Origin of the sequence: Nocardiopsis sp. TSRI0078, from assembly GCF_001905145.1 — a bacterium.
Taxonomy (GTDB): Bacteria; Actinomycetota; Actinomycetes; order Streptosporangiales; family Streptosporangiaceae; genus Nocardiopsis.
Genome location: NZ_LWLB01000033.1, coordinates 385,512 through 400,781, shown reverse-complemented (window position 1 = coordinate 400,781; position 15,270 = coordinate 385,512). Strand labels below are relative to the sequence as shown.

The following is a 15,270-nucleotide window of genomic DNA, read 5'->3' as shown; positions in this document are numbered from 1 at the left end:
CCCGGCGTGCCCTGTCCGCGCCGTGCCGCGGCCCCGCCGCGCCACACGCGGCTTCCCCGCACGCGCGGTCCCCGCGTGCCCGTGTCCGGCCTCCCTACGCGTGGCCGGTCCCGCACGCCTTCCGCCACCGCGCGCACCACCCCGCCCGGGGCCGTCCGCCGCCGGGCCGGTCGTGCGCGCCCGGAACCCGGAGCACCGATGCCCACCGACACCATGTCCCAGGAACAGCGCCCGCTGCGGGCGCGACACCCCTCCCCACGTCCCACGCGCCGCCCGCGGACCGACCGACCCGCGGGCGGGCCCCCGAACACCGCACCGGCCCAGGAGGAGGAGTCCCCCTCCCCCGAGGAACACGGCCGCGAGCACGACCGCGAACTCGACCGGCTGGCGCTCGCCGCGCGCAGGGGCTCGGACACCGCGCTGGAGGCGTTCGTCCGGCGCACCCGTCCCGGCGTCACCCGCTACATCGCCCGCAGGGTCCACTCCGACCGGGTCGAGGAACTCACCCAGGAGACCTACCTGCGGGCGCTGCACGGCCTGCCGCGGTTCGCCGGACGCGCCCCGGCGCGGGCCTGGCTGCTGGCCATCGCCCGCAACACCGTCGTCGACCGCTACCGCGGCGACGCCGCACGCCCCGACTGCGTGCGCCCGACCGACTGGGACCTGCTGCCCGAGCGGTCGGCCCGGTTCGACGAGTACGTCGTCCTGCGCGCCCTGCTGGAGGGGCTCCCTGCCGAGCGGCGGCAGGCGTTCGTCCTCACCCAGGTCGAGGGCCTGACCTACGCCGAGGCCGCCCGGTCGGCGGGCGTGCCCGTGGGCACGATCCGCTCGCGGGTCGCCCGTGCCCGCGGCGAGCTGCTGCGCGGGTTCACCGCCTGAGGACGGCGTGGCGGCGAGGGCGCGCGACGCCGACGCCCCGGGCCCCGGCCGTGTGAACGGCGGGGCCCGGGGCGTCCGGAAGAGCGGGAGGACCGGCGGGGCCGGTCCCTAGAAGGTCCGGTCGGCCTCGTAGGGACCGATCACGGCCAGCGCGCGGGGCTTCACCAGCAGGTCGGCGGCCACCTCGGCCACCTCCGCCCCGGTCACGGCCTCGACCAGCGCCAGGTCCTCGTCGATCGAGAAGTGGCGGGGACGGTTCAGCTCGTGCGAGAGCAGCCGCCCCATCCGCGCGTTGGTGCCCTCGGTGCCCAGCACCAGCGACCCCTGGATCTGGCCCTTGGCGCGCCGCAGCTCCTCGTCGGTGAGCCCCGAGGCGGCCACCTTCGCCAGCTCCTCGCGGCACACACCGATGACCTCGTCGGCCTTCTCCGGCAGGCAGCCGGCGTAGATCTGGAAGATTCCGGTGTCGGCGTAGCTGGTGTGGTAGGCGTGCACGGCGTAGGCCAGGCCGCGCTTCTCGCGCACCTCCTGGAACAACCGGGACGACATACCGCCGCCCAGGGCGGCGCTGAGCAGCCGCAGCGCGTTCCAGCGCGGATCGTTGCGGGTCAGGCCCTCCGAGCCGAGGATGATGTGCGCCTGCTCGGTCTCGCGCGACTCCACCACCGTGCCCCCGTGGGTGGCCGCCGGGGAGCCGCCCGCGCGGGGAGGCACCGGGCGGGCGTCGCCGGCGGCGGCCAGCTGCTCGGCGAAGACCTCCCGGACCTGCTCCACCACACGGTCGTGGTCCAGGCTGCCCGCGGCGGTCACGATCAGCCCGCCGGGCACGTAGGCGTCGCGGTACTGCTCGGCGATCCGGTCCCGGGACAGCGCCCGGATGGTGTCGTTGGTGCCCAGGATCGGGCGCCCCAGGGGCGAGTCGCCGAAGAAGTGCGCCGCGAAGACGTCGTCCACCAGGTCGGCGGGCTCGTCCTCGTACATGGCGATCTCCTCCAGGATCACGCCCCGCTCGGTCTCCACCTCGCCCTCGTCGAGCACCGATTCGGCCACCATGTCACCCACCACGTCGATGGCCAGCGGCAGGTCCCGGTCGAGCACCTTGGCGTAGTAGCAGGTGTGCTCCTTGGTGGTGTAGGCGTTGTGGTCCGCCCCCACACCGTCCAGCAGGGCGGAGATCTCCAGGGCCGAGCGGGTCTTGGTCCCCTTGAACAGCAGGTGCTCCAGGAAGTGCGCCGACCCCGCGTGCGCGGAGTCCTCGTCGCGGGACCCCGTGGTCGCCGAGATGCCGAACGCGGCGGACCGCCCCCCGGGGACGGCCTCGGTGACCACGCGCAACCCGCCGGGCAGCACCGTGCGGCGCACCAGGCCGGAGCCGCCGTCCGGCTCCAGCAGCGTCACGGTCGTACCCGGCTCCTGCTCGGCGGCGATGGGGACAGAGCTCATAGAACCTTCTTCTTCGTCGGAGGTCGGCGGCCGGCCCACCCGGCGGGCCCGGCCGAGGATACGCGGTGGGGGCGGCCGCACCCCACGGTGCGACCGCCCCCTTCAGGCGTCAGTCAGGATCAGGTGTTCTCCGAACGCGCCGAGCTGCGGCGGCGACGGCGACGCGGGGCGTCCCCGTTGCGCTCGGCCTTCTCCCCGCCGTTGCCGTCCTCGTCCTGGGAGTCCCCGTCCTCGGCCGGGGCCGGGGCGGGAGCGGACTCGGCCTCCACGACCTCGACCGGGACCAGCGACAGCTTGCCGCGGTCGTCGATCTCGCGGATCTCGACCTGGATCTTCTCGCCGATGCTGATCACGTCGTCGAGGTTCTCGATCCGCTTGCCGCCGTGCAGCTTGCGGATCTGCGAGATGTGCAGCAGGCCGTCCTTGCCGGGCAGCAGCGACACGAACGCGCCGAACGTGGTCGTCTTGACGACGGTGCCCAGGTAGCGGTCGCCGACCTCGGGCATCGTCGGGTTCGCGATCTGGTTGATCGTGTCCCGCGCGGCCTCGGCCGAGGGGCCGTCGGTGGCACCGATGTAGATGGTGCCGTCGTCCTCGATCGTGATCTCGGCGCCGGTGTCGTCCTGGATCGAGTTGATCATCTTGCCCTTGGGGCCGATGACCTCGCCGATCTTCTCGGTCGGGACCTTGACGGTCAGGATGCGCGGAGCGTACGGGCTCATCTCGGCCGGACGCTCGATCGCCTCCTTCATGACGTCGAGGATGGCCAGGCGGGCTCCGCGGGCCTGCTGGAGCGCGAGCGCCAGCTGCTCGGCGGGGATGCCGTCGAGCTTGGTGTCCAGCTGCAGGGCCGTGATGAGGTCACGGGTACCGGCGACCTTGAAGTCCATGTCGCCGAACGCGTCCTCGGCACCGAGGATGTCGGTCAGCGTGACGAACTTGTCGCCCTCGCTGATCAGGCCCATGGCGATACCCGACACCATCTCCTTCAGGGGCACGCCGGCCGCCATCAGGGACATGGTGGAGGCGCAGACCGAGCCCATCGAGGTGGAGCCGTTGGAGCCCAGCGCCTCGGAGACCTGCCGGATCGCGTAGGGGAACTCCTCGCGGGAGGGCAGGACCGGGAGCAGGGCGCGCTCGGCGAGGGCGCCGTGCCCGATCTCGCGCCGCTTGGGCGAGCCCACCCGGCCGGTCTCGCCGGTGGAGTAGGGCGGGAAGTTGTAGTTGTGCATGTAGCGCTTGGTCTTGTCCGGGTTGAGCGTGTCAACCATCTGCTCCATGCGCAGCATGTTGAGCGTGGTGACGCCCAGGATCTGGGTCTCACCGCGCTCGAAGAGGGCCGAGCCGTGCACCCGCGGCAGCACGCCGACCTCGGCGCTGAGCTGGCGGATGTCCTTGGGGCCGCGGCCGTCGATGCGGACCTGCTCGCGCAGCACGCGCTCACGCATGAGCTGCTTGCTCAGGGAGCGGAAGGCGGCGCCGACCTCCTTCTCACGGCCCTCGAAGTCCTCGGCGAGCCTCTCGCCCACCGCGGCCTTGACGCGGTCCAGCTCGGCCTCGCGGTCCTGCTTGTCGGCGATGGTGAGCGCCTTGGACAGCTCCTCGCGGACGGCGCCCTCCACGGCGGCGTACACGTCGTCCTCGTAGTCGAGGAAGATCGGGAACTCGGCCTGCTCGCGGCTGGCCTGGTCGGCGACGGCCTGCTGGGCCTTGCACAGGACCTTGATGAAGGGCTTGGCGGCTTCCAGGCCCTCGGCGACGGTCTGCTCGTTGGGGCCGACGGCGCCCTCGGAGACCAGCTTGAGGGTCGAGGGCGTGGACTCGGCCTCCACCATCATGATGGCGACGTCGCCGTCCTCCAGGACGCGGCCGGCGACCACCATGTCGAAGGTGGCCCTGCCCAGCTCGGCGTGGGTCGGGAAGCCCACCCACTGGCCGTCGATGAGGGCGACGCGCACGCCGCCGATCGGACCGGAGAAGGGGATCCCGGAGATCTGCGTGGACATCGAGGCCGCGTTGATGGCGACGACGTCGTACAGGTGCTCGGGGTGCAGGGCCAGGATCGTCTCGACGATCTGGATCTCGTTGCGCAGGCCCTTCCTGAACGACGGGCGCAGCGGCCGGTCGATCAGGCGGCAGGTGAGGATGGCGTCCTCGGAGGGACGGCCCTCACGCCGGAAGAAGGAGCCGGGGATGCGGCCCGCGGCGTACATGCGCTCCTCGACGTCCACCGTCAGGGGGAAGAAGTCGAGGTTCTCCTTGGGGCGCTTCGAGGCGGTGGTGGCGGACAGCACGACGGTCTCGTCGTCCAGGTACACCGTGGCCGATCCGGCGGCCTGGCGGGCCAGGCGACCGGTCTCGAAGCGGATGGTGCGGGAGCCGAAGGAGCCGTTGTCGATGACGGCTTCGGCCGAGTACACGCCCTCCATGGGCGACCTCCTACTAACACGTGTTCGCGTTCGACGCGCCGGACACGGTGTGCCCTGTGCGCGTTGATGGTTCGTCTTCCCGCGTCCGTGCCCCGGAGTTGATGACGGCCGGTCATCGATCGAAGCCCACGGCATGCCCTGGAGGGGATGTCCGGAGGCCACTACCGAGGACCGGCCTCGACTCTGCGGCCGAGGGAGAGGCGCGGGTGGTTCTCTGTGGAATTGTGCACGGACGGCGGGTGTGACCCCCGTCGCGTTACACCTTACTAACAAAGCGGGAGCGGCCGAAGCCACTCCCGCCGGTCGGCCTCAGCGGCGCAGACCCAGGCGCTCGATCAGCGAGCGGTACCGGGTGATGTCCTGCTTGGCGACGTACTTGAGCAGACGGCGGCGGCGACCGACCATCAGAAGCAGGCCACGACGGCTGTGGTGGTCGTGCTTGTGGTCCTTGAGGTGCTCGGTCAGCTCGATGATGCGGTGCGTGAGCAGCGCGACCTGGACCTCGGGGGAGCCGGTGTCACCTTCCTTGGTGCCGTACTCCGCGATGATCTTCTCTTTGGTGGCGGTGTCGATCGACACAACGCTCCTTCTCTAGAAAGTCGGTACGCAGGGCGAACCCGGTTCACGACCGGGATCAGACGCGGCGACCGCGCGTACGAACAGTCGCCGTCGCGTGTGGTGCGCGCGGCCCGCCGCCGACGGCGTGGGTGCACCGCGCTCCCCGCCCGGCGTGTCGCGGCGAGGCGACCGGCCGTGGGGCACACGTGGACATCGACCACCCTACCGCAGACAGTGGGGTGACGGGCCCGTACCGAGGGGGCGGGTCTCACGCCCGCCCGTCCGCCTGGTGCGGCGCCGCGAGGATCCGCCGGGTCGGCCCCGACCGGCGTGATCTTGTACCTGTAGCGCACTTCGGCGCCCGACCCCGCCACGAGTACGAGACAACGGGCGTGGAACCTCCTGCTCCACACCCGCAACGTTCACGGCCGGTCCGCTAGCCGGCCCCCAGGACCTCGCGGCAGCGGTCCACGTCGCGGTGCATGGCCACGATCAGTTCGTCGATGCTCTCGAAGCGCTCCTGGCCGCGGATGCGCACGGTGAAGTCCACCGACATGCGCAGCCCGTACAGGTCCAGGTCGTCGCGGTCCAGGGCGTAGGCCTCCACGGTGCGCTCGGCGCCGTCGAACGTGGGGTTGGTGCCCACGGAGATGGCCGCGGGCCAGCGCGCCTCCTCCCCGGTGACCGGGACGGTGCGGTTCAGCCAACCCGCGTAGACGCCGTCGCCGGGGACCGCGGTGTCGGGGAGCAGGTCCATGTTGGCGGTGGGAAAGCCCAGCAGCTCGCGTCCGCGCGCGGCTCCGTGCACGACCTCGCCCTCGACCCGGTGCGGGCGTCCGAGCAGCTCGGCGGCCTCGGCCACGGAGCCCTCGGCGAGCAGTCCGCGCACGCGGGTGGAGGTGATGGTGTCGCCGTCCGCGACCAGCGCGACCCCGTCGGCGGTGAAACCGTACTCGGCGCCCAGCCCGGCCAGCGCGGCGACGTCGCCGGCCGCGCGGTGCCCGAAGCGGAAGTCCTCGCCCACGACCACGGCCGAGGCGTGCAGGCGGTCGACCAGGACCCGCTGGACGAACTCCTCCGGGGTCAGCGAGGACAGGTCCTTGCTGAAGGACAGGACGCACACGGCCTCGGCACCGTGATCGCCGAGCAGCGCCAGGCGCCGCTCCAGCGGGGTGAGCACCGGCGGGGTGGTACCGCGCAGCACCGCCTCGGGATGGGGGTCGAAGGTCACCACGACCACCGGGAGCCCGAGTTCGCGGCCGTGTCCGACCGCGGTCTCCAGGATGGCCTGGTGGCCCCGGTGCACCCCGTCGAACACGCCGACCGCCACCACGGAGCGTCCCCATCCGGAGGGCACGCCCTCCAGCCCGTCCCATCGCCGCACGTCCGGCTCCCCTGCTCGTCGCTCCTCGTGGTCCGCGGATCCCGCCGTGCTCGGCGCGTCCGGGTTCCGCCCGAACCAAGGGTGCCACGTCCGCGGGTCCCCCACCGACACGAGGGGTGTGTGGCCCGGCACACGCCGAGCCACTTCCGGGCTTCCTGGAATCAGCGTCTTCCCGAGTAGTGGTAGGCGTCGGAACGGCCCTGGACGTCCAGCACCGTGACGCGGTGCGCGTCCTCGTCGATCCGGTAGCGCACCCGGTACGAGGAGCGCCGGGCCACCCATCGTCCGGAGAACGGGGGGTTCAGGGGTTTGCCGATCTTGCGGGGTTCGTCCAGGAGGTCTCCGTTGACCAGCTCCCAGACCGCTGAGGCGATCTTGAGGGGAAGCTCGTCCGTGAGCGCCCGCCGTGCTGGGCGGGCGAGCACGGGATCGTGGCGGTCGCTCACTCCGGGCCTTCCCGCTTCATCCGCTCACGCATCAGCTCGGCCATTTCCTCACCGGTCGTCAGGTCCCCGGCCGCGAGCGAATCCTCGGCCTCACGCAGCCGCTTCTGCTCCTCCGGACTGTCCAACAGGGCGAAGGCCTCCATCATCGACTCGTAGTCGTCCACGGAGATCACCACGGCGCTGGGCCTGCCGTTTCGGGTGATGGTGACCGCGTCGTGGGTTCTCTCCACCTCGTCGACGATCTTGGACAGGTTGTTCCTGGCATCCGCCAGCGGAAGCGTCGTCATGGCGCTGATGCCAGCCAAGAAGCCTCCCGGATGTACAGGATTCGCGCCAACGCCTCCGGGATCTTCGATGGCGTCCGGCACACGTACCCGCTCCGCCCTGCGCGGATCCGGGTTGGCACACGCGCGGGCGGCGGTTACCGTGCCCGGATGGCGATGATCGACACGGGTACGACCCGTCTGGCCTACGACGAGGCCGGCTCCGGCCCCGCGATCGTGTTCGTGCACGCCGGCCTGGGCGACCGGCGCATGTGGGACCACCAGTTCACCGCGTTCGCGAGGACCCACCGCGTGGTCCGCTACGACTGGCGCGGCCACGGCGGCTCCGCCGACCAGGAGGGGCCCGCCGCCCACCACGAGGACCTGCTCGCCCTCATGGACGCGCTGGGCATCGGCCGGGCGGCCCTGGTCGGCGCCTCCCTCGGAGGCGCCTACTGCGCGGACGCCGCGCTGGCCGCCCCCGAGCGTGTGGAGGCGCTGGCCCTGGTGTGCCCGGGCATGTCGGGGCACGAGTGGCCGGAGGCCTTCACCCGGGAGGCGCGGAAGATGGTGCTGGGCGCCGTCCCCCACGAGCGGCTGGAGGTCTACCGCGCGGGCCGCGCCGACCCGGACCCCGGCGACGTGGCGGCGATGGCCGAGGCCCAGGCCCGGTTCATGGTGCTGGGCCCCGGACGCCTGCCCGAGGACATGCCGACCGAGGCGTGGGACCTGACGCTGTTGATGCTGCGGGAGCTGTTCGCACGCCGATGGTCCGGCCCGGTCCACACCGTCCGCCCTCCCGAGCGGCCCACCAGGGAGCGCCTCGGCGAGATCGCCGTCCCGACGCTGGTGGTCAAGGGGCTCGCGGAGGTCGCGCAGGTACAGGAGGTCGCGGACCTGTACGCCAAGGGCGTGCCCGGCGCGCGGCTGTTGGAGATGCCCGACACCGGCCACCTGCCGTCCGTCGAGCGCCCCGGTGAGCTGACCGCCGCGCTCGGGGAGTTCCTGGCCTCCCCCTGACCGGCCCTGGCGCGGGGCTCAGGCGGGCTCGAAGACCACCACGGGTTTCATGTGGTCCCGGCGGTTCTCCCCCAGGGCGATCACACGGCCGTCCGGGGCGAACAGGCCGACCGGCCCGCTCCCCGACCCGTCGGGATCGATCCTGTTGCCGTGCTGGATACGGCGTGCCTCCTGCTCGGTGAGCGCACGCGCGGGGAAGGCGGCGGCGACCGCCTCGGCCAGCGGGACCTGTGTGAACTCCACGGCCAACTCGTCCAGCGTCCGGGCCCGGGACAGGTCGTAGGGACCCACCCTGGTGCGCCGCAGCGCGGTCAGATGGCCGCCCACGCCCAGGCCGGCGCCCATGTCGCGGGCCAGCGAGCGGATGTAGGTGCCGCTGGAGCAGGTGACGGAGGCGTCCACGTCCACGAACTCCCCGTCGGCCCCGGACACCCGGCGCACGTCCGTGACGGCGAACTCCGAGACGGTGACCTCGCGGGCCTTGAGGACGACCTCCTTGCCCTCGCGCGCCGACTTGTAGGCGCGCTTGCCGTCCACCTTGATCGCGCTGACCTGGGGCGGAACCTGCTGGATCCGGCCCGTGAGCTTCCCGGCCGCCGCACGGACGGCCTCGGCGGGGACACCGGAGGCGTCCACCCGGACACCCGGCTCGCCCTCGGCGTCGTCGGTGTTGGTGGTCAGGCCCAGCCGGATGGTGGCCTCGTAGACCTTCTCGGTCAGGGTCAGGTGACCGAGGAGCTTGGTGCCCTTCTCGATCCCCAGCACCAGGACACCGGTGGCCATCGGGTCCAGGGTGCCCGCGTGGCCCACCCTGCGGGTGCGCGCCAGCCCGCGCGTCTTGGCGACCACGTCGTGCGAGGTCCAGTCGGCGGGCTTGTCGACGACCACGACGCCGCTCTCGGCCATGGGACTCCTCGAAAGGGGTGGGGCGGCGGCGCGGACCGCGCCGCCGCCGGGGGTCTTACTCGTCCTCGTCCTCGTACTCGCGCGGGGCCCGGTAGGGATCGGCCTCGCCCGCGGGCTCGGCTCCGCTGGCACGCGCGGCCAGCTCCGCGTCGGACTGGCGCGCCTTGAGCAGCAGTTCCTCGATGTGCTGGGCGTTCTCCTGCACCTCGTCGACGACGAAGGTCAGGCTCGGCGTGTGGCGGATACCGGTCTGGCGCCCCACCTCCGTGCGGATCACGCCCTTGGCGCTCTCCAGGGCGGCGGCGGAGGCCTCCTTCTCCTCGGGGCTGCCGAACACCGTGTAGTACACCGTCGCGTCCCGCAGGTCGGCGGTGATGCGCGCGTCGGTCACGGTGACGAATCCCAGGCGCGGGTCCTTGATCCGCCGGTCCAGCATCTCGGCGACGATGCGCTGGATGCGGTCGGCGATCTTCCGCGCGCGTGCGGCGTCAACCATCGTCAGTCTTCCTCTTCGTTGAAGAGCCGCTGCCTGGCGGAGAGCAGCTCCAGTTCGGGACGGCCCGCGACGAAGCGCTCGCAGGTGTCCATCAGGTCCCGGGCGTGTGCCGCCGTCGACGCGACCACCGCGACGCCGATCTTGGCCCGGCGGTACAGGTCCTGGTCCCCCACCTCGGAGACCGAGACCGAGAACTTGCGGCGCAGCTCGGCGACGACCGGCCGCACCAGCGAACGCTTCTGTTTGAGCGAGTGGACGTCACCGAGAAGGACGTCCAGGGTCAGCGCCCCAACGTACAAGTGATCACCTGTGGTGTGTGGAGTTGTGGGGAAGCCGTGTCCGGCTTCAAACGCGGGGCCCCGGCCACACGGCCGGGGCCCCGTCGGATCATGCTCCGCGAGAATCAGTCGCGGGGCTTCTCCTGCATCTCGTAGGTCTCGATGACGTCACCGATACGCAGGTCGTTGTAGCCGACACCGATACCGCACTCGAAGCCCTCGCGGACCTCGGTCGCATCGTCCTTGAACCGGCGCAGGGAGTCCACGTTGAGGTTCTCGGAGATGACGACGCCCTCGCGGATGAGCCGCGCCTTGGCGTTGCGGCGGATGAGGCCGCTGCGGACGATCGAACCGGCGATGTTGCCGATCTTGGGCACCTTGAAGACCTCGCGGATCTCGGCGCTGCCGAGCTGGACCTCCTCGTAGACCGGCTTGAGGAGACCCTTGACCGCGGCCTCGACCTCGTCGATGGCCTGGTAGATCACCGAGTAGTACCGGATGTCCACGCCCATGCGGTCGGCCAGCTCGCTGTTCTTGCCCTCGGGCCGAACGTTGAAGCCGACGATGATCGCGTCCGCGGAGGCCGCCAGGTTGATGTCGTTCTGCGTGATCGCACCGACACCGCGCCCGATGACCCGGATGCTCACCTCGTCGCCACCGGCGTCGATCTTGAGCAGGGACTCCTCCAGCGCCTCGACGGAACCGGACATGTCGCCCTTGATGAGGAGGAGCAGCTCGGAGCGCTCGCCCTCCTTCAGGGCGTTCTGCCAGTTGTCGAGGGTGACACGGCGGGCCGAACGCGCCTGCTGGGCGAAGCGCTCACGCGCCTCACGCTGCTGGGCGATCTGCCGCGCCACCCGGTCGTCCTTGACGACCAGGAAGCTGTCACCGGCGCTGGGAACGTTGGTCAGACCCAGCACCTGCACCGGACGGGACGGCTCGGCGCTCTGCACGTTCTGGCCGTGCTCGTCGAGCATGGCGCGAACGCGGCCGAAGGCGTCGCCGCAGACGATCGAGTCGCCGACGTTGAGCGTGCCCCGCTGGACCAGCACCGTGGCCATGGAACCGCGACCGCGGTCCAGGTAGGCCTCGATCGCCAGGCCCTGCGCGTCCATCTCCGGGTTGGCCTGGAGGTCGAGCGCCGCGTCGGAGGTCAGTACGACCGACTCCAGCAGGGCGTCGATGTTGGTGCCCTGGAGCGCGGAGATGTCCACGAACTGGACGTCGCCGCCGTACTCCTCGGCCACCAGGCCGTACTCGGTCATCTGCGCGCGGACCCGCTGCGGGTCGGCGCCCTCGACGTCGATCTTGTTGACCGCGACCACGATCGGGACCTCGGCCGCCTTGGCGTGGTCGATGGCCTCGGCCGTCTGCGGCTTGACGCCGTCGTCGGCCGCCACGACCAGCACCGCGATGTCGGTGACCTTCGCACCACGGGCACGCATGGCGGTGAACGCCTCGTGACCGGGGGTGTCGATGAAGGTGAGCTTGCGCTCCTCGCCGTCCACCTCGGTCGCGACCTGGTAGGCACCGATGTGCTGGGTGATACCGCCGGCCTCGCCGCTGACGACGTTGGTCTTGCGGATGGTGTCCAGCAGTCGGGTCTTACCGTGGTCGACGTGACCCATGACGGTGACCACCGGGGGACGCGGACGCAGGTCCTCGTCGGTGCCCTCGTTCTCACCGAACTCGATGGAGAAGGACTCCAGCAGCTCGCGGTCCTCGTCCTCCGGGCTGACGACCTCGACCCGGTACTTCAGCTCCTCGCCGAGCAGCTGGAGGGTCTCGTCCGGAAGGGACTGGGTCGCGGTGACCATCTCGCCCAGGTGCATCATGACCTGGACCAGCGACGCCGGGTTGACGTCGATCTTGTCACCGAAGTCCGACAGCGAGGCGCCGCGGGACAGGCGGATGGTCTGGTTGTTGCCGCTCGGGATCTTGACGCCGCCGAAGGACGGTGCCTGGAGGTCGTGGAACTCCTGGCGCCGCTGCTTCTTGGACTTGCGGGCACGCCCGGGACGGCCGCCGGGGCGACCGAACGCACCGGCCGTACCGCCGCCGCGGCCGCGGCCGCCGCCACCGGGACGACCGCCGAAGCCGCCCGGACGGCCACCGCCGCCACCGGGACGCGGACCGGCACCCGCGGGGGCTCCCCCGCGACCGCGGCCACCGCCGCCGGGACGGCCGCCGCCACCGCCGCGACCGGCGCCCGCGGGCGGGGTCGGACGGGACGAGGGCATGTTCATCGGGCTGGGGCGCGGACCGCCGGGACGGGGGCCCGGACGCGGACCGCCCGCGGCACCGCCCGGACGCGGAGCGCCGGCACCGCCGGGACGCGGGGCGCGCTGGTCGCCGCCGCCCTGCGGACCGGGACGCGGGCCCGGACGCGGGGCGCCGCCGCCCGGACGCGGAGCGGGCTTGGAGCCCATGCCGGAGGCGTTGGACGCGAACGGGTTGTTGCCCGGACGCGGGCCGGTCGGACGCGGGCCCGGACGGGGACCGCCGCGCTCGGCGCGGTCACCGCGCTGGGGACGGTCGCCGCGCTGCGGGCGCTCGGGACGGCCGCCCTCAGGACGGCCACCCTCGGGGCGGCCCGCCGGAGCACCGGGCTTGGGCGCGCCGCCGGGACGGGAACCCGCGTCGCCGCGGGGGCCCTTGGGACCGGGCTTGGGCGCACCGGGACGCGGGGCGGACTCGCCCTGCGCGGTCGGCTTGTCGCCCTGCGCCGCGGGCTTGTCACCCTGGGCGGACGGCCTGGGGGCCGGCCCCGGCTTGGGACCCGGCTTAGGCGCCGGACCCGGCTTCGGGGCGGCGCCGCTGTCCGCGGCGGCACGCGGGCCGGGCTTGGGAGCCGAACCCTTGTTGCGTCCACCGTCGGAACCGTTGTTGAAAGCTTCTTGCAGGCGTCGCACGACGGGGGCCTCTATCGTCGAGGACGCCGAACGAACGAATTCGCCCATCTCGTTGAGCTTGGCCAGGACGGCCTTGCTCTCCACACCGAACTCCTTGGCGAGTTCGTACACCCGGACCTTCGCCACTACTCTCCTTCAGCTTCGGTCCGGGACATGGGCTCGTGCCGGACCGTCGTTAGCTTGAGTTACTCATCGCTGCGTACTCATCAGGCGCTCATCGCAATCTCGACCTGCTTCCTCATCGCTACACAACAATGGGCCGGTTCTTAGGTGCCGACACAGCACTGGTACGCCGACCTCGGTCAGTACAACACCGGAGATCGGCCCAGACATTCCAACCCTATCGGGAGCGCTGACCCGATCCGCCACACGGGGCGGCGTCGAGCAGGGCCGCCACGGACGAGGTGTCCCATCCGGCGTCACCCGCTCCCCTCCGGTACGCGCGGGACCACACCCTGCGGCGCTCGGCGAGCTCGAAGCATCGCCGGTCGCGGTGCAGGTAGGCGCCGCGCCCCGGACGTCGACCCCGGGTGTCGGGCGTGATGGCCGAGCCCACAGCCACCAGCCTCACGAGGTCGGACTGGACTGCCCGCGACCGGCACCCCACGCACGTACGCACGGGACGGTCAGGACCGTCTTGGGCCACTCTATCGCGTCGAGGCATCCCCGCGGTCCGATCAACCGGTCGCGGTGGCGTCGTCGCCCTCGGTCGCACCCTGGTCGCGGATGCTCTCGCTGGGGTCGGCGTCGGAGCGGATGTCGATACGCCAACCGGTCAGACGCGCGGCCAGGCGGGCGTTCTGGCCCTCCTTGCCGATCGCCAGGGACTGCTGGTAGTCGGGCACGACCACGCGTGCGACCCGGGCGGCCATGTCAAGGATTTCCACGGAGTTGACCCGTGCGGGGGACAGGGCGTTGGCCACGAACTCGGCCGGGTCCTCGGAGTGGTCGACGATGTCGATCTTCTCTCCGTGGAGTTCGGCCATGACGTTGCGGACACGGCTGCCCAGCGGGCCGATGCAGGCGCCCTTGGCGTTGACGCCGCCCCGGTTGGAGCGCACGGCCATCTTGGTGCGGTGCCCGGCCTCGCGGGCGATCGCCGCGATGTCGACGGTGCCGTCGGCGATCTCGGGCACCTCCAGCTCGAAGAGCTTGCGCACCAGGTTGGGGTGTGTGCGGGAGAGGGTGACCGAGGGGCCGCGGTGGCCCTTGCGGACCTGCACGACGTAGGCGCGCAGGCGCTCGCCGTGGGTGTAGGTCTCGGTGGGCACCTGCTCCTGCGGGGGCAGGACGGCCTCGATCCTGCCGAGGTCCACCAGCACGTTGCGGGGGTCCTTGCCCTGCTGGATGATGCCGGAGACGATGTCGTGCTCGCGGCCGGCGAACTCGCCGAGGGTCAGCTCGTCCTCGGCGTCGCGCAGGCGCTGGAGGATGACCTGCTTGGCGGTGGAGGTCGCGATGCGGCCGAACCCGGTGGGGGTGCCGTCGAACTCGCCGACGACCTCTCCGTCCTCGTTGGTGTCGGACACCCACACGGTCACGTGGCCGCTGGAGCGGTTGAGCTCGACGCGCGCCCGCTTCTCGGGCCCCTCCTCGCGGTGGTAGGCGATCAGCAGCGCGTCCTCGATGGCCTTGGCCACCAGCTCGACCGAGATGTCCTTCTCTCGTTCGAGGCTGCGCAGGACGCTCATGTCAATATCCACGGGGCTCCCCCTCTAGTCCGCCGCGTCGGTGTCGGCTTCGCGACGGAATTCCACCTGGACCCTGCCCTTGCCGAGTTCGGCGTGGGCGAAGGTGCGGGGCCGGCCCTCGACGTCCAGGGTGACCCCCTCGTCGTCGGCGTCGGTGACGCGGCCGGTGACCTGCCCGCCCTCGGCGAGGGAGGCCTGCACCAGGCGGCCGCGGGAGCGGCGCCAGTGCCTCGGCTGCGTCAGCGGACGGTCCACCCCGGGTGAGGTGACCTCCAGGACGTAGGGCTGCTGGCCCATGACGTCGGAGGAGTCCAGGGCGGTGTTGACCTCCTGGCTGACCTCGCCGACCGTGTCCAGGTCGACCCCGTTGTCGGAGTCCACGACCACGCGCAGAACGCGCCGTTTGCCCGCCGGTGTCAGTTCGACGGCCTCCAGGTCCAGCCCGACCTCGGCCAGTACCGGCTCCAGCAGCTCGGCGATGCGCTCCTCGCGCGACTGCGCTCCCATGTGGTGTGGCCCCTCCAACGGCGAAATCCCGCCCGCTCGGCCGTCGGGCCGGTGTACG

The 15,270-nt window shown here is 71.9% G+C and carries 15 protein-coding genes; 2 read left to right on the top strand and 13 right to left on the bottom strand.

The genetic code is table 11. The features are described 5' to 3' along the window. Positions 1-198 precede the first annotated feature (198 nt). Positions 199-879, top strand: a complete 681-nt coding sequence (locus A6A08_RS20940) for a sigma-70 family RNA polymerase sigma factor (protein WP_073704324.1) — start codon at positions 199-201, stop codon at positions 877-879. A gap of 108 nt (positions 880-987) precedes the next feature. On the opposite strand, the gene A6A08_RS20935 is transcribed toward A6A08_RS20940, so the two are convergent. From A6A08_RS20935 to A6A08_RS20910, 6 genes are all read right to left on the bottom strand, one after another. Beyond that, positions 988-2,322: a pitrilysin family protein gene (locus tag A6A08_RS20935; protein WP_073704323.1), complete on the bottom strand. Its 1,335-nt coding sequence runs from the start codon at positions 2,320-2,322 to the stop codon at positions 988-990. A gap of 119 nt (positions 2,323-2,441) precedes the next feature. After that, positions 2,442-4,751 carry a polyribonucleotide nucleotidyltransferase gene (locus A6A08_RS20930; RefSeq protein ID WP_073704322.1) on the bottom strand — a complete coding sequence of 770 codons (2,310 nt, stop codon included), beginning with the start codon at positions 4,749-4,751 and terminating at the stop codon, positions 2,442-2,444. Between the two features lie 309 nt (positions 4,752-5,060). Beyond that, positions 5,061-5,330, bottom strand: coding sequence for a 30S ribosomal protein S15 (gene rpsO / locus A6A08_RS20925; protein WP_073704321.1), 270 nt, complete (start codon positions 5,328-5,330; stop codon positions 5,061-5,063). Positions 5,331-5,745: 415 nt separating this feature from the next. Beyond that, positions 5,746-6,693, bottom strand: coding sequence for a bifunctional riboflavin kinase/FAD synthetase (locus A6A08_RS20920; RefSeq protein WP_073704320.1), 948 nt, complete (start codon positions 6,691-6,693; stop codon positions 5,746-5,748). Between the two features lie 161 nt (positions 6,694-6,854). After that, positions 6,855-7,139 (bottom strand): type II toxin-antitoxin system RelE/ParE family toxin, encoded by a 285-nt coding sequence (locus A6A08_RS20915; RefSeq protein ID WP_073704319.1) that lies wholly within the window; start codon positions 7,137-7,139, stop codon positions 6,855-6,857. Continuing rightward, complete coding sequence (locus A6A08_RS20910; RefSeq protein WP_073704318.1) at positions 7,136-7,426, bottom strand: type II toxin-antitoxin system Phd/YefM family antitoxin; 291 nt, start codon at positions 7,424-7,426, stop codon at positions 7,136-7,138. The genes A6A08_RS20915 and A6A08_RS20910 overlap by 4 nt, the downstream gene beginning before the upstream one ends. A 147-nt stretch (positions 7,427-7,573) precedes the next feature. Here A6A08_RS20910 and A6A08_RS20905 point away from each other — a divergent pair, with 147 nt between their 5' ends. Beyond that, positions 7,574-8,422, top strand: a complete 849-nt coding sequence (locus tag A6A08_RS20905; RefSeq protein WP_073704317.1) for an alpha/beta fold hydrolase — start codon at positions 7,574-7,576, stop codon at positions 8,420-8,422. Positions 8,423-8,440: 18 nt separating this feature from the next. Here A6A08_RS20905 and truB read toward each other — a convergent pair whose 3' ends face one another. From truB to rimP, 7 genes are all read right to left on the bottom strand, one after another. Next, a complete protein-coding gene (gene truB, locus A6A08_RS20900) occupies positions 8,441-9,328 on the bottom strand; it encodes a tRNA pseudouridine(55) synthase TruB (protein ID WP_073704316.1) in 888 nt (295 codons plus the stop codon). A gap of 55 nt (positions 9,329-9,383) precedes the next feature. Beyond that, complete coding sequence (gene rbfA, locus A6A08_RS20895) at positions 9,384-9,824, bottom strand: 30S ribosome-binding factor RbfA (protein WP_073704315.1); 441 nt, start codon at positions 9,822-9,824, stop codon at positions 9,384-9,386. Positions 9,825-9,826: 2 nt separating this feature from the next. Further along, positions 9,827-10,123 carry a DUF503 domain-containing protein gene (locus A6A08_RS20890; protein ID WP_073704314.1) on the bottom strand — a complete coding sequence of 99 codons (297 nt, stop codon included), beginning with the start codon at positions 10,121-10,123 and terminating at the stop codon, positions 9,827-9,829. 104 nt (positions 10,124-10,227) lie between these two features. Continuing rightward, positions 10,228-13,140 carry a translation initiation factor IF-2 gene (infB, locus tag A6A08_RS20885; protein ID WP_073704313.1) on the bottom strand — a complete coding sequence of 971 codons (2,913 nt, stop codon included), beginning with the start codon at positions 13,138-13,140 and terminating at the stop codon, positions 10,228-10,230. Between the two features lie 214 nt (positions 13,141-13,354). Next, positions 13,355-13,678 (bottom strand): YlxR family protein, encoded by a 324-nt coding sequence (locus tag A6A08_RS20880; RefSeq protein WP_083609204.1) that lies wholly within the window; start codon positions 13,676-13,678, stop codon positions 13,355-13,357. 13 nt (positions 13,679-13,691) lie between these two features. Next, on the bottom strand, positions 13,692-14,705 hold the full coding sequence (nusA, locus tag A6A08_RS20875; protein ID WP_073704311.1) for a transcription termination factor NusA: 1,014 nt from the start codon (positions 14,703-14,705) through the stop codon (positions 13,692-13,694). 24 nt (positions 14,706-14,729) lie between these two features. Beyond that, a complete protein-coding gene (gene rimP / locus A6A08_RS20870; RefSeq protein WP_073704310.1) occupies positions 14,730-15,212 on the bottom strand; it encodes a ribosome maturation factor RimP in 483 nt (160 codons plus the stop codon). Positions 15,213-15,270: the final 58 nt, after the last annotated feature.

Excerpts from the sequence above, each read along its gene's own strand:
- A6A08_RS20940 (WP_073704324.1), top strand. The coding sequence starts at position 199 with ATGCCCACCGACACCATGTCCCAGGAACAGCGCCCGCTGCGGGCGCGA.
- A6A08_RS20935 (WP_073704323.1), bottom strand. The coding sequence starts at position 2,322 with ATGAGCTCTGTCCCCATCGCCGCCGAGCAGGAGCCGGGTACGACCGTG.
- A6A08_RS20930 (WP_073704322.1), bottom strand. The coding sequence starts at position 4,751 with ATGGAGGGCGTGTACTCGGCCGAAGCCGTCATCGACAACGGCTCCTTC.
- A6A08_RS20910 (WP_073704318.1), bottom strand. The coding sequence starts at position 7,426 with ATGACGACGCTTCCGCTGGCGGATGCCAGGAACAACCTGTCCAAGATC.
- A6A08_RS20905 (WP_073704317.1), top strand. The coding sequence starts at position 7,574 with ATGGCGATGATCGACACGGGTACGACCCGTCTGGCCTACGACGAGGCC.
- truB (WP_073704316.1), bottom strand. The coding sequence starts at position 9,328 with ATGGCCGAGAGCGGCGTCGTGGTCGTCGACAAGCCCGCCGACTGGACC.
- rbfA (WP_073704315.1), bottom strand. The coding sequence starts at position 9,824 with ATGGTTGACGCCGCACGCGCGCGGAAGATCGCCGACCGCATCCAGCGC.
- A6A08_RS20880 (WP_083609204.1), bottom strand. The coding sequence starts at position 13,678 with ATGCCTCGACGCGATAGAGTGGCCCAAGACGGTCCTGACCGTCCCGTG.
- nusA (WP_073704311.1), bottom strand. The coding sequence starts at position 14,705 with ATGAGCGTCCTGCGCAGCCTCGAACGAGAGAAGGACATCTCGGTCGAG.
- rimP (WP_073704310.1), bottom strand. The coding sequence starts at position 15,212 with ATGGGAGCGCAGTCGCGCGAGGAGCGCATCGCCGAGCTGCTGGAGCCG.